Origin of the sequence: Pseudomonas sp. CYM-20-01, assembly GCF_023169845.1 — a bacterium.
GTDB lineage: Bacteria > Pseudomonadota > Gammaproteobacteria > Pseudomonadales > Pseudomonadaceae > Aquipseudomonas > Aquipseudomonas azotoformans.
The window spans coordinates 1,291,454-1,308,595 of the sequence record NZ_AP025169.1 but is presented as its reverse complement, the minus strand read 5'-3'; the positions used below and the strand labels follow the sequence as shown (position 1 = coordinate 1,308,595).

Below are 17,142 nucleotides of genomic sequence, written 5' to 3'. Positions count from 1 at the left end.
TTCGACGTGACCGGTCACTCGCATTCGATCTGACCAGTCGCACGCATGGCTAATGGGCGAAAGCACCCATCCACGACCGGCAGCTAACGGCCGATTGTGTTGAAAAAGTCAGCTTCGAATTCCACGCCAGAAAAGTACGCGCCTGAGATTGAAATCTGAATTTTTGGCAGAAGTTTCAGTACTCGGATTTCACGTAGCAGCGGGCAACAGAGGTGTTTTCATCCATCAATATTCGAGTATTTTGGGAAAACCGACTTTTTCAACACAATCGGCCAAAAGCGGCCATTGCCATTCGACCGGATGGCCAGTTCATGGCCAGAGACATAGTCACTCGCCTGACGCAACTGTAGGATGCTGCCATAAAGGAATGGAGGAAGCTGCATTGGTAACTAATACACCACCGGCGGGAGGTCGGGCCACCCAAGCAGGAATGGACTTTGGCGCTGCAGTTGGTGTGTGGTTTGCCAGTCATCTTGTGGCGGTCGCTCCTGTTGGTCGTCGATTCGGCCTAGGAGTAGGTGCTTTTCCTATCAGGCTCCAATTTGAAACCGGTACCGGTCTCGACGACATCGAGGTGGGTCTGTCTGACGGTAGCGTGATCCTGATTCAGTGCAAGACACGCCCTGCGCTATCAAGCTCTGCCCATTCGGGCCTGGGGTCGACGATCGCACAGTTGGTTCGCTTTGTAGTTTCCAGTGCGACATCCAGGCCCTATGTCGATAGCGCACGAACGTCAGCCGTCTTAGCGGTTGCGACTGACGCGCCGGCTTCGTTGAACGTGTTGGAGGCCGCCTGTCGGATGTTCGACACAGGCGGCACTTGGCCGGAAGTCTACGCCCGAGTAAGTGAGAGCCAGCGGTCCGCGCTCGACATTCTGCGCGCTCATGCGGATGCAGAGTGGTCAGTGCAGCGCGGCGTTGTCGCACCAGACGATGAATTGGCCCGCTTGGCAATGCTGCTGCACATAGTGCGGTTCGATGCCTCCGATACCGGTAGTGATTTGCGTGAATGCACTCGCATTGTGGGAACGCGCTTATTTGGCCGCGAAGAGGCGGGTAGTACACCTGTAGAGAGCCTGAATGGAATTGTCCGCCGGCTTGTGCGCAGTGGCGCGCCGGCAGACAAGGAGGGACTTCTGCGCCTTCTGCGCGCAGCTGGTCATGAAGACTTGCACTCGCCGATGTTCGACGCAGATATCGCGCGATTGACCAATCGAACGCAGACTGAGGTAGCCCGACTGGAGCGGCATTCCCGCTTATCGATAGATGGAGGCGTTGCGATTCCGCGAGGATGCATGCCGGCACTAAAGGCGGCTGCAGAGGATGGAAGCCTTCTGGTCATCGGAGAGCCCGGCGCAGGGAAAACAGGAGTTTTGGTTGCGCTGGCACAGGAGCGGCTGCGTAGTGGGCTGCCGACCGTCTTTCTTTCAGTGGATGACCTGTACGGTGTGACAACGCTCGATGATTTGCGGGCTACGTTCGACCTGGATGCACATGTACTCGACTCCCTGCAGAACTGGCCGGGAAGCCGCCCCGGCCTCTTAATTATTGATGCACTGGACGCTTCGCGGGGCGGCCCATCCGAAAGCCTCTTTGCTAGATTCATTGAGGATGCGTTGCGCACGTTGGGCGAGAGATGGTCAGTGCTCGCTTCAATTCGCACGTTCGACTTGCGAAACGGAAGGCGATTTCGTGAGGCGATGGTTGGGACGCCACCATCGGCGCTCTTCGCGGAGCCGGGCCTGGAGACCGTGAGGCACTTCAAGATTCCACGCCTTGGCGATGATGAGCTTGTTGGACTGACGCAACAGAGTACGCAGCTTGGTGAGCTGTTAGGTAACGCTCCGCCGTCTTTGCGCGAGCTACTCAAGAACGTCTTCAACCTATCGATAGCGAGTGAGTTGATCTCCGGCGGGACGAATGCCGCAAGCATCGTCAGTATTGCTACGCAGTCGGGGTTGCTTGAGCAATACGAGGATCAACGTTTGTCGTCGAGCCGACTTCAAACCGCAGTCGCTGCTTCCGTCAAGTCGATGATCGACCGTCGGCGCCTCACCGTCAGAAAGGTCGATATCGGGCACGAGGCACTCGACGATGTTTTGCGGAGCGGGGTGCTTGTGGCATCGGGTGACCGTGTCCACTTTGCCCATCACGTTATCTTCGACCATGTCGCGGGTCGCTTTTACTTGGACTGGACCGACACACGCAGATTGCAGACGCAGGTCACTGAAGATCCGGCGATCGGCCTCCTACTTGGTCCCTCTTTGAAGTTCGCGATGGAGCGTGTTTGGCGTGATGACGTTCCAGGCCGTTCCAGCACCTGGGCGCTGACCCTAGCGATTACCAGCGCCAACGGCATAGACCCCGTTGTTGCAAGCGTTGCGCTTAGAACTGTGGCGGAACGCGTTGAGTCTCCGGTCGACGTTCAAGGCCTGTGCGATCTGCTACGCGATACTAAAAAGGCGGACGTAATAGGGCCGGCCCTGTCCAGGCTATCGCGTTTTGTCGACATGAGCCTTGCGGAAAAAGGCGCACCGTCCTCCTCGGCAATGTTGTCCTGGGCTGAAGTGGCAGTTCAAGCTGCCCTCGCGGCGCACCGGCTCTATGCCGACGCAGCAAGGTTCTTGTTATTCACGCTCAGTAAACGCGCTGATTTCGCCGATCGATCGTTCGCGCTGAAATTTGGACAAGCGGCTCGCCAACTGCTCTCGCTTGCCTGGCAGTTCGAGCCTCCACTCTCGAACCTTGCTTCGAACGCAATTCGTATGGTGACCAAATCCTTCGATACTGACGTAACGGCATCGAGAGAGCTTTTGTCCCGCATTCTTCAGGAGCCGCACTTCACGGAGCACGCTCACGAAGAGGCGCCATGGTTGGCGGAAGGTGTTAGCACTATTCTCAAGGCCGACCCGGACTTCGCGGTGGAAATCTATGACGTGCTTTTTGAGCGCGTGGCGCCTGCAGAGGGTGACAGTTGGATGGGCGGCAACGTCAGCCGAATAATGCCATTGCGGTCGAACAAGCGGCAGGACTACGAGCACGCTCGATGGCACTTGCAACAGGTTCTCCCGTCATTTCTAGCAACTCATCCGGACAGCGGCACTGTTGCCGTCAACCGAGCATCGCTCGGGTTGGCAGGAGACCGTCGCACTCGTTTGCGATCAATGGAGCCGCGAGAAGTGGCAATTGATGGCGATCGTGTGCTGCTCCTCGTGGAGGACGGCCTTTCCCTGCAACAATGGCGAGACAGCAATGAGCGAAGTGGTGGGCAGCCAGGAAGTGAGATTCTTAGCAGCTATGTGACGTTTCTGTTGGAGTGTACCGATGCCGACTTTGTGAGCTCGATTCGAGCGGTTATCTCAGAGACAGCCGCTGCATCAGTGTGGGCGCGAATTCTTGGCATAGCGGCTGAACGGCCGGGAGTGGCAGATGACTTACTTTGGCCAATCGCTAGCTCTGATGGCCTGCTCGAACTGACTGATGTAGTTAGGGACGCGATTACCTATCTCGCTGCAGCGTTCCCAAGACGGTCGGTATCCGAAAGGAGGAACTTCGAGGCTGCGCTTCTGGCAAACGTCAGATGCGCAGACGAGGATGCACATCGAGTCTGGCAATCACGAGCGGCGCGCTTTCTTTCCGTCGTTGCGGAGGAGTCCCTCGTCAACAGTCCTCTCAGCGAACTGCGGAATGAACTTGAGCAGCAAGGACTGCTAACCGGCAATCGGCCCTATATGACAATGGAGTTCAGTTGGGGCGAGCCGGGAGACATTACTGACAGTTTGCTCAAGGGGGATGGCGTCAACCTGGATGACGGCCCCGACGCTGAGCTGAGGCAAACGGTGCGCCCTCTGGACTCGTTGATGCGTAACGGTGACGGGCTGAAGACGCCGGAGGTAATCGGCGAACTTTGGTCATTAACCGTTGCTGTCATTACCACAATCGATCGACTGACCGCGCCGCCGCCTCATGAGCAGGTTCTTCACTCCAGCTGGGGGTCGATAAGCAATGCAGTAGAGAAGATCGTCCAGTCGGAGCATTACAGCGAAGGTCTGCCGGGTCACCCGTCCCGAACCGCTCTCATAGAAGTCTTGGATCGGATGGCAACCAGTCCCTTCCCTGAGGAACGAAGTCCGAGCGACTCCGGCCTCATGTCATGGGGGAACTGGGACGTGCGCGTATACGTCGCATCGAGCTATATGAGCTTGGCAGCCTCCAGTTACTCCAGCGCAGAGAACTTTCGTGACCGGCTTGTCCGCATGCTTGATGACCCCGCACCGACCGTTCGCCTTCAAGTCGCGCAGTCATTGAACACGCTGTGGGAAGTAGATCGAGATCATATGTGGAGAATGGCAGCAAAGGTTGCTGCGGAGGAGACCGACACTGGAGTGATCGGGTTCTTCATTGGGGGGCCTCTTCTTTGCCTTGCCGATGTAGCACCTGATCGGTGTGAAGAGCTCGTAGACGGTATTCTCGCTAGGCTGCAGCGTTGGCATGAAGAGAAGAGCCGGCCGGGCGACTTCCACGAGGCGATCGCCAGAATGGCAGCCCGTTTATGGATTGTCAGCGGTAAAGATATTGCCCAAGGATGGATACTAGACTGGGTTCGGACACTCGGAGACTCCGACGCTTTTCTGTGGCCATTGGTCTCGTGGCTTCGAGGCGCACTCTTTGCCAGATTTCAGAAGGACGCAACTGACCGCGATCGCGAAATTCAGAACAGGGCCCGAGAAGTATTGCGCGCCGTCGTGGATGCGGCCGGAGACGCATTGGCGGCAGCCAAACCGGCGTTGATGGATGGTTCTACAGCTGAGCCGCAGCGAATGGCGGCAGAGCGGCAATATAAGGTCGGCCTTCGTTTGATGGAGCATAGTTGCAATCAGCTCTATTTCGGTTCTGGAGCATTCAAGAACGGACCCACCGACAGAAACGATGAGGGCCTTGCCGATGAAGGAAAAATGCGCGAGTTCCTCGCCGAATATGAAGACATCCTTGATCGCATAGCCCTATCCGGGAACGCAACTGTCGCCTATCACCTTGTTGAGGTGTATGAGCACCTTGCAAGCGCATCGCCGGAGTTAGTGTTCGAGAAGGTCGCCGCGTTGGTACTCGGACCGGCCGCCAGTGATGGCTATCACTATGAGAGCCTGGCGCTCGATACCGTCGTTCGTTTGGTGCGTCGCTACCTCGCTGACTACCGAGCTGCATTTGAGGATGCGAGCCGCCGCGCTCGCCTCGTGAGTGTCCTTGAACTGTTCTCCAACGCGGGGTGGCCGGAAGCACTTAAGCTGCTCTATGAGCTTCCGGACTTGCTGCGGTGACGTTGCTCGCAGAAACCGGCGCCTTCGCCGAAAAGCTACGCACTGGAATGCAGCAGTTCCGTCGGGAAGAGACGTATCTTCGGACTCAGTATGCAACTGTCGAGAATGCCGCGCGGGAGTCGATGCCTGCCTCCATGCTGGAGCGCCCTACACGGCGCTTCCTCATAGACCACTTCTTGCGAGCGCTTGACTGGAATCCGGACAACCCGGGGCAAGTCATTGAAGAAGCGAGAGCGCATAGCGCAAACAACGATCGTCTGTACTTTGACTACTTGGGTATATCGCCGGCAGATAGGGCTCCGGTACTGATCGTCGAGGCCAAGGGCTTTGATATCCCGAAGCCACGACGTGCGAGAGGTTCTGAGCTTGACGCGAAAGACATGGGGCAACTCATCTGCGAAGCCGTGTACGCACTCAAGGATAAGTCACAAAGGAGCTCTGGGATTATTGCCGAGTGGGCTGAGTATCTCAGAGACTTGCACAGCTATGTCTCCGCTCTGAACGAGTTCGGTAAGAGGACCCTTCGCAGGGTTGTGATTACCGCTGGAAATTGGATCATCGTTTTTGAGGAGCCTATCGACTGCTTCGTCACGCTTGGTCCACCGATCGTGGAACGCGTGCATTGCTTTCCTAACGGTGACGAAATCCTGCTGCGCCATGCTGAGCTATACGAGATGCTGCACCGGCGCCGGCTCGTTGATACGCTTCCGCTCGCTTTGGATGTGGCGGAGGCGCTCGAATTCTTGCCCGCTGACAAGATTGGAGACTGCTACAGAGCGGTCATGGTGGCGACATCGGCGACAACGGGCGCAGAGCGCAAGAAGTACCCAACGCGTTCCGTCTATCCCGCCGTGCTAGTCAAGAGTAGCGATAGATGGTTTGCGATCCTAAACTTGGACCGGTTGGCAGAAGAGCCGAAAGGAAGTGAGCGAATCGAGGATTTCCTCAAAAGTCTGGAACAAGCGGGAAACGACCTTGAGGGCCGACTCAGAGCCAGTCTGGGACTACCCTTTGTACCAAGGTCCTTGGATCAGTTCCCCGGCTTCCCTGAAGCACAAATTCGCCAACGCACGAATCTTGAGGTTCCGGCACTTCCCGGGTCGACTTCTGACCGCGCAGCATCTGGACCAAGCAGGACATTCGTAATCCACTCCGGTGAACCTGGAGCTCCAGCGGAGTTCGTCGTGGTTACCGGTACCTCTTGGTTCTACAAGAGCGATCGTGCCAACACGCCCAGCGTATGCGACTTCCACTACTGGAAGGACGCTCGGAAGGCAGGGGTCGCCAGGGGCGATTTGCAGTTCGGCTGCTCAGTCGCTTCCTTCACGGAGGATGGGCAGGACAGGCACTGCTCCCACGGTGACTTGCGGAGCATTCGTGCTCAGCGTTGTCATGTTCTTCCGCTGGAGACCCATATGTGCTGCCAGTCATGTTCCTTTGTCGGCATCTGTTGGGGTTCCGACCGTGCACGACTTCCGTGCCCTACTGCTTAAAGATATTTGTCTTCTTATACACCTTGCCTGTCTGCAGCTGTCACCGGCCGGTTCTGTGTGAGCCCAGTGTCGGCAATGGGTCGATTTCAGGCAGCTACGACGGGCAGCTTTTGGCCGAACGCGGCCGGCCGTCACCGGCGGCTTCCGACCCAAAGCTCACGGGTGCGACAGGCAAAAATCGGGGTAAGCAGAAGTTCGTATCAAATTCGCTTCTGAATTGAAAACGGTCATTTGATATGGCGACGAAAGCGGAGGGATACGGAAAATGAGTTTGATCTTTAAACGGACCCAGCCATCCCCCGGTTGCCCGGGGGATAGGTCCTCCGACCTCACCCCCCGTCGAAATTTATTGGTGGAGGGCCTGGGAGTTGCTCTTTGAGGCACATTGCCATTACTGTATACAATACACCATACAATTGAGCAGTGGAAGCCATGACAACGCTGATTTCCTGGATTGCTGTCGACAAAAGGCAACCATCCGCAATTTATTTGGCTAGTGATAGCAGATTCACTTGGCCCAATAAAAAGCATTGGAATGTAGGAAAAAAACTTTACGCATCAACTAGATACCCAGAAATTTTTGGTTTTTGTGGTGATGTCCTATTTCCCGCCCAGGTCCTAGACAAGCTGTGCCACAAGATAGATTTCGAGCATGTGGTACCAAGCGGAGTAGTCTTTGAGAACAAGCTCGGAATCGTTAGAAAATTTATCTCGGAGTGCTTCGCGTCCTACCCTCGAGATGCTAGGGAGCACTTTGAAATTCAATACATATCCAGGTCGGGAAACGGAATGAAATCTGTGTTTCACGCAGGCATCATCTCTTGGTCCGGGCAGGAAGATGTTGAAGCCAAAGTGCTTGAGATGCCCGCTGTATCAGGCTTAATTCACAGCTCAGGCACCGGAAAAAAACCACTCTCAAATTGGTACTATCGATGGAAAACATCAGATATCAAAGACACTAGCAGAAGTGTTTTTGGCGCATTCTGCGATTCGCTTTCAAGCGGCGAGGACCCACAGAGCGGCGGATCTCCGCAACTAATGGGATTGTACCGAGTAGGCTCTCCGAGAATAATTGGTGTAGTTTGGAGAGGTGAAAAATACATTTCCGGGTCCCCCCTCCATGTCAGCGAATGTCCCGCAGGTATTGAGTGGCATAATGAGCTGTTTGAACGATGTGATCCAGAAACACTTCAACCTAAAAAGGACGCACAGCGCCAGCCGCGTCCAATCTTCAACAAATGATTCCATTCGTTGGGCGGCTCTCAACCCAAGGTTCAACCTAAACCTACGTTGGTTTCGTGGCAGGCGTTGGATCATGCGCTCGAGCAATAAACATTTAACAGGGTGCTGCTGGACAAGCTCACATCTGCACCCCAAGTTTGTCAAAGAATGCGTAGTTATATTTAAAGGGGGTAACGAGTGGTGGAGTTAAACTGGTTTTTCTGGTCTGCAACAGTATTTTTTATGTTGCTTGAGTTAATGTTTTCATATGCTTACGCAGCAAACCCGCTAATGCCGGGGAAAGGACTAATTACCGACATTGCTGCGGCAGCCTCTATATGGGCATTAAGCGTAATTGTATATTTCACGGCTTCTGCAGTAAAAACTGATTGTTCGAGTTGGGGCCAACTTCCTGGCTTCGATATCAATGGATGCCTGAGCCACGCCGAGAAAGTCTATACGATTGGAGATGTACTGAATTCAACTATAGGGCTTAATCCCATCGTTGCAGCTACTCTTTTTTACCTCTTAACAAAACTAGCTGTATTTGTTTATTCGCGAGTAAGAAACAAGAAGGTGTATATGAAATCACCCCATAAGTAGTGAGCAATAGCTTTTCGATCCTGCCGTCAGCGCGGCGGCATTCTTATATCCGGCCAGTTCTGGGCGCTTTTGCCTTGGCAGCGGAAAGACTTATTACGGTGCAGATTGTCCGCTTCTGGCCGACAAATGCCTTCCGCCAACGGCAGCTTTGGATCGATGACTGTGCCCAAGTGCCATGCAAACGCCTGGTCAGATCTAATGCAAACGACTGGTCAGGTGCGGTGCAATTTCCCATCTGGCGGCCTGGTTCAAAATGAAACCAACGCCAACATTCTGAGAAAGTCCTCGACTGGCGTGCATCGCTTCATCACAGCAGCGAATGCAATTTTGAGTGACATAGGATCTCCCCGAATTGCACCAGTCATCGCAGTGCGAATAAGCCGGGAAGCCCTTTTACATTGATCTAACCGATATCACTTCTACGTATCGATATTTTTTCTTGGCTACTCTGACCGCTTCCTGCTCCGCCAGGAGGGTGCTCAAGGTATCCGCTTCGTGGATCATCTCGTATGTTTTGCCTTCAAATTCATTGCCTACGCAAAGGGTCACCTTCAATCGTGGCGTGAACGCCTTCGCGACCTTCTTTTTCTGGTTCAGGTTTACCAGTTGAGCTGGTGCAATATCGGACTTGGGCGCTTCTACCGGAGTGAAAATGATTTGTTCTGCTGGCGCGGGGGTGCCGAAGAGCGCTCGGCGCATCTCTTCTTCAGTCAATTCTGGGGTCATGCGATTTCTCGTGGATGATGTTTAGCTGGTCTAACTCTACCAGTTGAGCATTACGTTAGATGCACCACCATCTATCCTATCTGTTGATAACCGAACTTATAGCGTTTTTTTCAACACATAAAATGCCCAGCATTTCAACCAGACGTTTACCCACGGTCTCAGCTTCAAATAGTGTACCCATAACAATAACCCCTACGCCATGCTGTTGCTGGAATCCAATATCCTCCAGCTGTCGTACCTCCCCGCCACGAGGAATCACCAGCAAAACAGCATCCGGCTTACGCTCCAGCCAGCGTAAGCTGTCGTGGTACAAATGCGCTGACTCCATCCCTTCCAGCACACCGAAACGACTTGAGCGATACTTGGCGTCTAAAACTATAAAACGCTGCGGGCCTGTTACATCCGATAGGGTGATGGCTATGTCAGGAACTCGACGTCGAGACAGACTCGAAAAGTCGTTGTAAGGCCTTTTGTCGACTGCCGGGCATACAACCTGCAGCCAAATATCAAGCGTGATCCCCTCATGCTTGGCGCGCCACAGCACGCGATCAGTGGTTTTGAAGCGACGGCACTTCCAATCGAAATGAGCCAGCAGCTGCTTGAGCGCGCTCACCAGCATCACGTAGCACCAACGCTCATAGATTTCCCAGGTGGGACTGATCCATAAAGACTCCTCCCCGACCTCTCCATTGATACCGGAGCGCAGGGCATACCAGCCGTAACGATAGGCCCGCGCGTAAGCCGGATGGGCAGAGATCGCATTCAATCCTGCCGCAGACAGACGCCGAGACTTCAGGTGTCTGAATGGCTGGGCACGCTCCAGAAGCTCAAGCTTTCGTTGCAAAGCGGCCAGATACGCAATCCGTCGCTCCAAGCGCGGAGTCAATGGCGACCGAGTTTCACTAACACGGGTCTTGCTCGCCACTGTCGCTAGAGCAGTGCTGACCTTGCGGCACCGCCTGATCACCTCTCCCAGGATTAGCCCCATCGCCTGATTTGCCGGGTTGTCCTGATCCTCGTACGCTTTTGAGACATCGAAATAAACAGCATTGAGGGGCGGCCGCTCTACTGACTGAGGATGCAACAACGCCAACCCTGTTGGGTTACGAAGCGCTCTACGAATCGCGATACCGTCCACATTTTTGAGCCGATGGGCACCGACAGGCTGCCGCTCTCGGCGCAAGGACGTCAATGGTTTGTGGGCCACCTGCTTGAGACCTGCCAGCAGCCGGTCACCATAGCGACGCAAGCGTGCATATTGAAGGTGATGAGTGGTTAGCGCATCGTCACTGCCAATACCACGCTGAGCTTCCTCGGTACCGAACAGCAGGACAGGATCAAACGCCTGGATAGCCTCCAGCATGGCCGAGAATGTCTCCCCTCCCAGCTTGCTGGCGTCAGGCGCGACATCCAAGCGGTAGTGTCCTACATAGTTTTCTTTATCATCAAAGAGCTCCGCGCAGACCTCACCGGCATAGAACCCGGGCGACCAGCGCCATACAGGCGCCCCTGCAACTTGAATGAGCTCCAGTCGTACGTCGTCGACAAATAACGACCAGCCTTTCGTCGCGCTGAAATGGTAGGTCGAGCGCTCGGAAAATCCCGAGGTGATCTCACCCCGCACGACTGCAAATCGTATGCCTTCGGCAGTCGAACACTGAATGATCGGCACGGTCACCGCCAGAATCGCGTTGAGCCGGTGTGCACCAGGTCTTCATGCATATCCCGGACTTTCTGGTGCGAATCGGTCAGTCCCCTGGCTTCCAGGACCTTTTTGAGCGCTGCAAATACTGCCTGAAAGCGCGGGCTGTCTTCACCTCTGAGCTTGGGCAGCAGCTTGGCATAAACGACGTGATCCAGCGCATGTTCAAAACCGATGACCCCGCTGGCCTGGGTTTGCTCCACATAGCCCAGCACGTCGCTCAATGTACGCCAGCCAAAATGCATGCGCGCGGGACGCAGCACCTCCATCAATGCGTTCATCAACGCGCGAATGGTCGAACGCTGCTCATCGCTGAGAACGCTCGCCTCCCAGCCAGGATAACTATCAATATCGATATCCCAGAATTCAATCACGGTGGCTCGATCCAAAACCTTGTCACTCAACCCGTGAGTGGTTTCATCCATGTTCACTGTCCCGATAATCACCAGGTTACCGGGATAGGGAATGCAGGAAGGAACACCATTGATCTCATCGGCCTGACCGTGCAGCTCAATTGCATCTCCCGTCTCCATCGAAGACAGCAATGGTGCGAGGTATTGCTCTGGATGAGACAGGTTCATCTCATCCAGTACCAGCGTATAGGGTCTGCCCGGGTCCGAACTCGCCTGCAGGAGAAAATCCAGAAACCGGGTGCGCACGTATGACTCGGTGTCGAGCGGGTTGACGCAGCCCAGCAGGCTGGAATAGTCGTGCCAGCCCGGTTGGACTGGCACGATCAGCAAGCCTTCTTCAGGGTTGGCTTCGAGCTGCCACAAGCTCAACGCGTAGCCTCGGGCCAACTGCGTTTTACCTGCCCCGCTAAGCCCCGTCAGCACTGCCAGGTGTCGTCTTTTGTGACTCCACAGTCCGGCATCAAGCTGAGCGATCAGCTCTTTTTTGAACGGGAACTCTTTGGAAAAACCATCAATGACCTGATGCAACGCAGGTCTTGCCACTGACGCTGGGGAAACTACCTGAAGGCTCTGCGGTGACAACATTGCATCGGGCACTTCCGCAGCCGGCAGTGCCTGAGGCTCCCAGTCAATTCGCTGAGCCCACTCTTGACCTGTACCCGTGAGGTGCAGTTCTTTGTCGATGACGTGCGCCAACTGCAAGTGTTTGAACCAGTTAATCAAGCTGGTTGGACCAAAGTCTTTGGTCCAACCAGGATTGGCTGTGCGCAGTATCAGGATGGCTTCGCGGAGAGTACGCGGACCTTGAGCCAGTGCACGGAGCAGATAATCGAAACCCAGGATCCGGGTGATCATCAAGTCCAGGACCTCATCGGGATCACCAGACTCCAGAAAAGCCTCTCCCCGAGACGTCAGCACCAAGTCGCTGCCGTTTGCCTTGATGACTCCCCACTCAGCGATCAGTGCATTGAACTGGGTGTTCAACGTAGTCTTTTTTGCCGCCAGATGCAGTGATTGCATATGCTCAATGAAGTCTTCCCGCGTACAGCCCTCCAGCGCAAACTCGATCATTGCCCGAATCGTCTCAGTCCCACCGCCAATGGCGAGCATGCCACGCCTTCTGCGCGCAGCCGGGAGCGGGTTCAGCTTCTCCTTGCCGGTCACAGGGTCTGATACTTCAGTGGGCTCAAGTTCAGGGCTCTGTGCATGATGAACGTACAGCATCCACGGGAGTGCCAATCGTGTCGCGCCCTCCTTTGTCAGATAATCTGGCACCGGCCCCAGGCTTTCTTCAATACGATTCAACACCAGCTTGTGCAACACGGGCCGTGCCTCACCCCGAACAGGAATACCCAGCAAGGCTGCAAGGTCTTTAAGCTTGCGATAGTGCGCGATGGTCGTGAAAGCCCCCGGACATAACAGTGCAAATACCCGGTACATCTTGAGCTTCGGGTTGCGCTTGGTGAGCGGACCGACAGCCTTAAAGACTGCCGTCCTCGCAGCCTGCACCAACGATTCCTTTTCTGCTTCCGTGGGTGCGGCGGCAAAATCGGTCTTGAGCTCCCAGAGCTGCTCAGCTATCGCCGGGTTACTGGCTACCTTGGAAATGTCAATCTGCCCCATCCCGGTAGACGTGACGGCCTCGTTCTCCCAAAGAGAAAGCTGAAATTTTTCAGTCAAAAACTCCTCGCGGGTGACGTCTCGAACGCGCTCCATCCACTCAAGAAACTCAGCAATCCACTGCTGATTTCCAGGCCTCGAAAGTTCCTGATTCACAAGCGCTTGGCAAGCGGCCCTAAGCTGGCTGTCATCCTTCAAATCCAACACTTCGCTACCCTCCGCCGAAAACGCAAATTGCCACTCAAATTTGACATGCTGCGCAGGCTATAGGTATCCAATGACTGCACCCCTGACGATTATTCAATGGATACTACTAGAACAACCCCAACCTAAATAAATGAGTCACACCCTTTTGGCTGTTAAGCCAGAGTGTGTAAAATGTCAGCACGGTATTTTGTATATCTGCGATATACGCGCCATGCTCGCGCTTCCGCTAGCTGATTAAGGTCACTATATTTCGGTAACAGTTAGACAGACTCAAAAGCCAAATGAAGGCAAGCGTCCCGCCCATCCACGTAGGTCAGGCGATACCGAAGCAGCTCTTGACTGAATCAAATTGCAATGCGAAGCAACTAATGATCGAAACGATAATGGCGGCTGTAGCTAGCCATCCCGTAAGCGGTACTTTGTCTCTCCAAAAGCTAAAAGTTTTCTGGTTTGCAATCCAGTCAATTTGATACTGCCAGAAGAATTTGTAGTGAGCGTACCAGTCGCTGAAGAGGATTTGTTTGCTGATAGAAGCATCATAGTATTGCGATTCAAATGCCGCCAAGCGCGCCCGGTAAAGAGAAAAGTCTGCATTCGGCGCGAGCGCTTCAACCTCCCGATACAGGTCTCGCAGACCATTAAAAATCTTGGTTATCTCCACGGCGGACTTTTCATAGTCCGATTTTTTTGAATCGTAAACCGAAATGTAAATACCCATAACCCCCAAAACAGCCAATGCTGCGGAGACGTCTTTGGCTGACAAAGAATCATAAACCAGAGAAAAAATGCCTATGGCAGTGCCAATGAATCCAATCAACCCCGGAATCTTTTCTACGATGTCATAGGTGGCCCAGTGCTTACGCCCCCCAAAACCAACGTTGTAGCCCGTTTCTGCGATGCTTTTGAGTAAAGACACTTGGCTCATATGCTTTCACTAATAGGTACGATTATTTCACTGCGGGCTACGACAACATCATCCTTCAGGATGTAGCACTCAACCAAGTGGTCGCCTTTGAAACTCGTGGACTCCTGAATTGTCTCATGTCCTTGGTCTGCTGTTATGTAGCCCCGGACGCAATCGCGCTTCTCAGCTTCTTGCCCGATATTGAGCACCTTCCATTTCACGGTGTACGGCTTTGGAACGTCGTTTCGAGCGATTTTAAATTTGAGTGTCTTGCGCGCTTGGAGTGGCAACCCAAGTGAAATCAGCTCACTCAGCAACCGTTCCCGAAAGCCTTTCTGCTCAACGTCACAATCGATTATCAAGGGGTAGCGAACATCTACAGGTGCGAGGTCCTCGATAAACTCCTCGGTGTCTTTGAAGGTATAGGCGGAGTTGGCCAACGACTCCATAGCGGTACGTGCGGCGGTGCGTGTTGTTGGGAAATCGCGACCAAAAACTTTCCTCCAACGCTCTCCCTCAGTTTCCTTACCAGCAGCTTCAATGGCCTTCAGGGATAGCTCGTATGCTCGCTTGGCTGGCTTTTGAAATTTCTGTTTTACCTTGACGTGCTGGCGACTACCCAGAGCCGCGTAGCGTTCCTGCTGTGGAAGGTTTGACGCGTAGTCAAAGAAATCCCTCATCATGCAGTCGTAGGAGGCGAAACTTTTATCAGCATAATCGTCTGTCTGCGTGAGGAAATTATGCGCCAACGTATCGATCAGCAGACCCCCAATCCCGATCCCATGTTTGTTCTTCCACGCCCGTAGCATTTTGCAGAGGCGACGCAGGTTTCCATTCTGGTCATCATCGACCTCGCCGGTAGCCTTAATTTCATCTTTGGGTTTGGTGATCCTCCACGATCCGCCGTTGTACGTATCAGGGTATTTGAAGCTGCCGTCGTCTTGCTTGAAAACGGGCTGGACCTCAACGTTGAAGCTCAGAAACTTTACGCAAACCACTAGGCGGTCAACGGTGATCGCGGTCGTGGAGTACCGTTCTTGGATGGCAGTTTTTGTGTCTGAAAGTAGCTTTGACTGTCCGCCTTCCTTGTTGTACTTGTCCCAATCACTGTTGGGCATGATGTACAGCATATCGAGGTCGGAAACGCCTTTGATAGCTGTCCATCGGCCATAGGAGCCTACTTGGAGGTTATTGGCGGTCGAGTCTAACTTACGAAAATATTTATTTAGCGAGCGCGTAATACCGGAGTAGCGATCTTCAATCGTCACGTGGTTGGTGATGCGCAAATTGGAGACAAAATCCTTGAAAATAGTAGCCGTTGACATTGTTATCCCTGCTCGTCAGTTCCCCAATCACGCTCTGTTGGAGTCTCCGCATAGTAGCCGACGGCTATCATCAAGGTCTATCGCGTAACACTCAATTGTGCTCAGATTATGAGCGGCTGAAATCGACAAGTCCCTGCGTGTGAACGGCAAAAAAACGATGACCAAGCGTCCTCCCGTCAAGCGGAGATTGTTTGATGCGCGGGCAAGATAACTTTGAATAGCCACCGGGGAGAGCAGCAGCTATAGGATTTTTCGAGACTTTTCCAGCAGGCGCACAACCATGTCGGCTAAATTCTTGGCGTCGTCGATTCCTCGGTGGTAATGGCCGCTCCAATTTATCCCAAGCGCTTCGACGGCAGCCCTCAATCCTATTGACGGACATGCAAATATTTCACGATAGCTTCGTTCAATATCCAAGTGCTGAACTCCATGCAGTATCGGCGTGCAATTGGCCCTCAGCGCGTCGGCTGCGAGCTGATCAGCGTCGTAATCTCCCCATGATCCCCACAGTGCGTTGGGGTATTTCTGAAGGAATGCAGTGAGCTCGGTCGCTACCACCCGGAATGATTGGGCTGCATCCACATCGACTTGCTTGATTGAGGTCAGATTGGTACAGAAGTCAGTCAGGGTAGGGTGTAGGACTGGGCGGACATAGCGCTGGAACATTTCTACGGTTTCCATTCTTCGCAGATCGATAACGGCTATGCCTATCTCGATGGTTTCCATCTCATCTGGACTGACAATCAGTGCTCGAGGATCTTCCGACTCAATCAGCTCGTCACATGTCGCCTCAAGGTCGATGCACAACATAAAATCAAAGGGCTTTATCGATGTTTCGAACACCCGCAACTCTTGGGCAATGGGAAGATCTTTCATCTAGCCCTCCTGGAACTCGTCCTTTGCTAAAACGTTGGCATAGAGAATGGTGAGTTAAGTCTAGAAGCGCAGGATTGATGAGTGGCAATGAAAAGATGACTCACCTGCCTACCTTATTATTGAGACCTCTCCACGAGCCTTTCGTTTAGCACAGCGCGCTTGGGTTGAAGCGTTTCAAGGTAAACTTCGATCACGGCGATATCGATCCATCGTGCACGAAAACGCTGATAGTAATCGGTAGATTAGAATGCATGCCTAGATCTCAACGTGGATAGTAGGATAGAAATAAGTGTTAAAGGACCTTCTGGACGCCCTAAGCAAGGTTAAGTCTCGCCCCTTGTTGAACGTATTTGCTGCGTTGGCCATTTCGACATTCGCGCCAAGCGGTGGACCGATCAGAGATCCCTTTTCAGGGACCAGTTTTCTGTTACCGGTGCTTGTATTTGGTGCATCAGTTCTGATCATTTCCTGGGTGCATTTTGTCAATTTTCTGAACAGTCGGCTTTCGGATCACGATCTTTTCAGTTGGGGGCCATACCTGGGTGGAACAGCACTGGCGTTCTGTCTATGCGTAAGCTTTTGGTATGTGTCGAACGTCACTGCCCCCATCAACCTTGCATTGCTTGGCAGCGTGGAATTTGTCCGGTTGTTCGCCCTTTATCTGTTTGCAATTGAAACGATCGGCATTAAGCGTTATGGCCACTGAGCTTTGTACGTCGTGCCTCAAGAAGACAG

The 17,142-nt window shown here is 53.6% G+C and carries 11 protein-coding genes; 5 read left to right on the top strand and 6 right to left on the bottom strand.

Annotated features, from left to right (window positions below):
* Window positions 1-148 precede the first annotated feature (148 nt).
* The 4 genes from M2497_RS05745 to M2497_RS05730 all read left to right on the top strand — a co-directional run bounded on the left by M2497_RS05745 (window position 149) and on the right by M2497_RS05730 (window position 8,634).
* Window positions 149-5,317 (top strand): ATP-binding protein, encoded by a 5,169-nt coding sequence (locus tag M2497_RS05745; protein WP_248486242.1) that lies wholly within the window; start codon window positions 149-151, stop codon window positions 5,315-5,317.
* Entirely contained in the window at window positions 5,314-6,810 is a 1,497-nt protein-coding gene (locus M2497_RS05740; protein WP_248486240.1) for a hypothetical protein, read from the top strand. The genes M2497_RS05745 and M2497_RS05740 overlap by 4 nt, the downstream gene beginning before the upstream one ends.
* Window positions 6,811-7,242: 432 nt before the next feature.
* On the top strand, window positions 7,243-8,052 hold the full coding sequence (locus M2497_RS05735; RefSeq protein WP_248486239.1) for a hypothetical protein: 810 nt from the start codon (window positions 7,243-7,245) through the stop codon (window positions 8,050-8,052).
* Window positions 8,053-8,229: 177 nt separating this feature from the next.
* Window positions 8,230-8,634, top strand: coding sequence for a hypothetical protein (locus M2497_RS05730; RefSeq protein ID WP_248486238.1), 405 nt, complete (start codon window positions 8,230-8,232; stop codon window positions 8,632-8,634).
* Between the two features lie 393 nt (window positions 8,635-9,027).
* On the opposite strand, the gene M2497_RS05725 is transcribed toward M2497_RS05730, so the two are convergent.
* The 6 genes from M2497_RS05725 to M2497_RS05700 all read right to left on the bottom strand — a co-directional run bounded on the left by M2497_RS05725 (window position 9,028) and on the right by M2497_RS05700 (window position 16,407).
* A complete protein-coding gene (locus tag M2497_RS05725; protein WP_078046931.1) occupies window positions 9,028-9,360 on the bottom strand; it encodes a hypothetical protein in 333 nt (110 codons plus the stop codon).
* 76 nt (window positions 9,361-9,436) lie between these two features.
* On the bottom strand, window positions 9,437-11,038 hold the full coding sequence (locus M2497_RS05720) for a nuclease domain-containing protein (RefSeq protein WP_200601229.1): 1,602 nt from the start codon (window positions 11,036-11,038) through the stop codon (window positions 9,437-9,439).
* Window positions 11,035-13,302 (bottom strand): hypothetical protein, encoded by a 2,268-nt coding sequence (locus tag M2497_RS05715; protein WP_248486237.1) that lies wholly within the window; start codon window positions 13,300-13,302, stop codon window positions 11,035-11,037. Before M2497_RS05715 ends, M2497_RS05720 begins: the two co-directional genes overlap by 4 nt.
* A 313-nt stretch (window positions 13,303-13,615) precedes the next feature.
* Window positions 13,616-14,227, bottom strand: coding sequence for an SLATT domain-containing protein (locus tag M2497_RS05710; RefSeq protein WP_046484619.1), 612 nt, complete (start codon window positions 14,225-14,227; stop codon window positions 13,616-13,618).
* Window positions 14,224-15,531 carry a nucleotidyltransferase gene (locus M2497_RS05705; RefSeq protein ID WP_200601225.1) on the bottom strand — a complete coding sequence of 436 codons (1,308 nt, stop codon included), beginning with the start codon at window positions 15,529-15,531 and terminating at the stop codon, window positions 14,224-14,226. Before M2497_RS05705 ends, M2497_RS05710 begins: the two co-directional genes overlap by 4 nt.
* 240 nt (window positions 15,532-15,771) lie before the next feature.
* Window positions 15,772-16,407, bottom strand: a complete 636-nt coding sequence (locus tag M2497_RS05700; protein WP_200645809.1) for a 3'-5' exonuclease — start codon at window positions 16,405-16,407, stop codon at window positions 15,772-15,774.
* A gap of 289 nt (window positions 16,408-16,696) precedes the next feature.
* Here M2497_RS05700 and M2497_RS05695 point away from each other — a divergent pair, with 289 nt between their 5' ends.
* On the top strand, window positions 16,697-17,113 hold the full coding sequence (locus M2497_RS05695) for a hypothetical protein (protein WP_200601126.1): 417 nt from the start codon (window positions 16,697-16,699) through the stop codon (window positions 17,111-17,113).
* Window positions 17,114-17,142 lie beyond the last annotated feature (29 nt).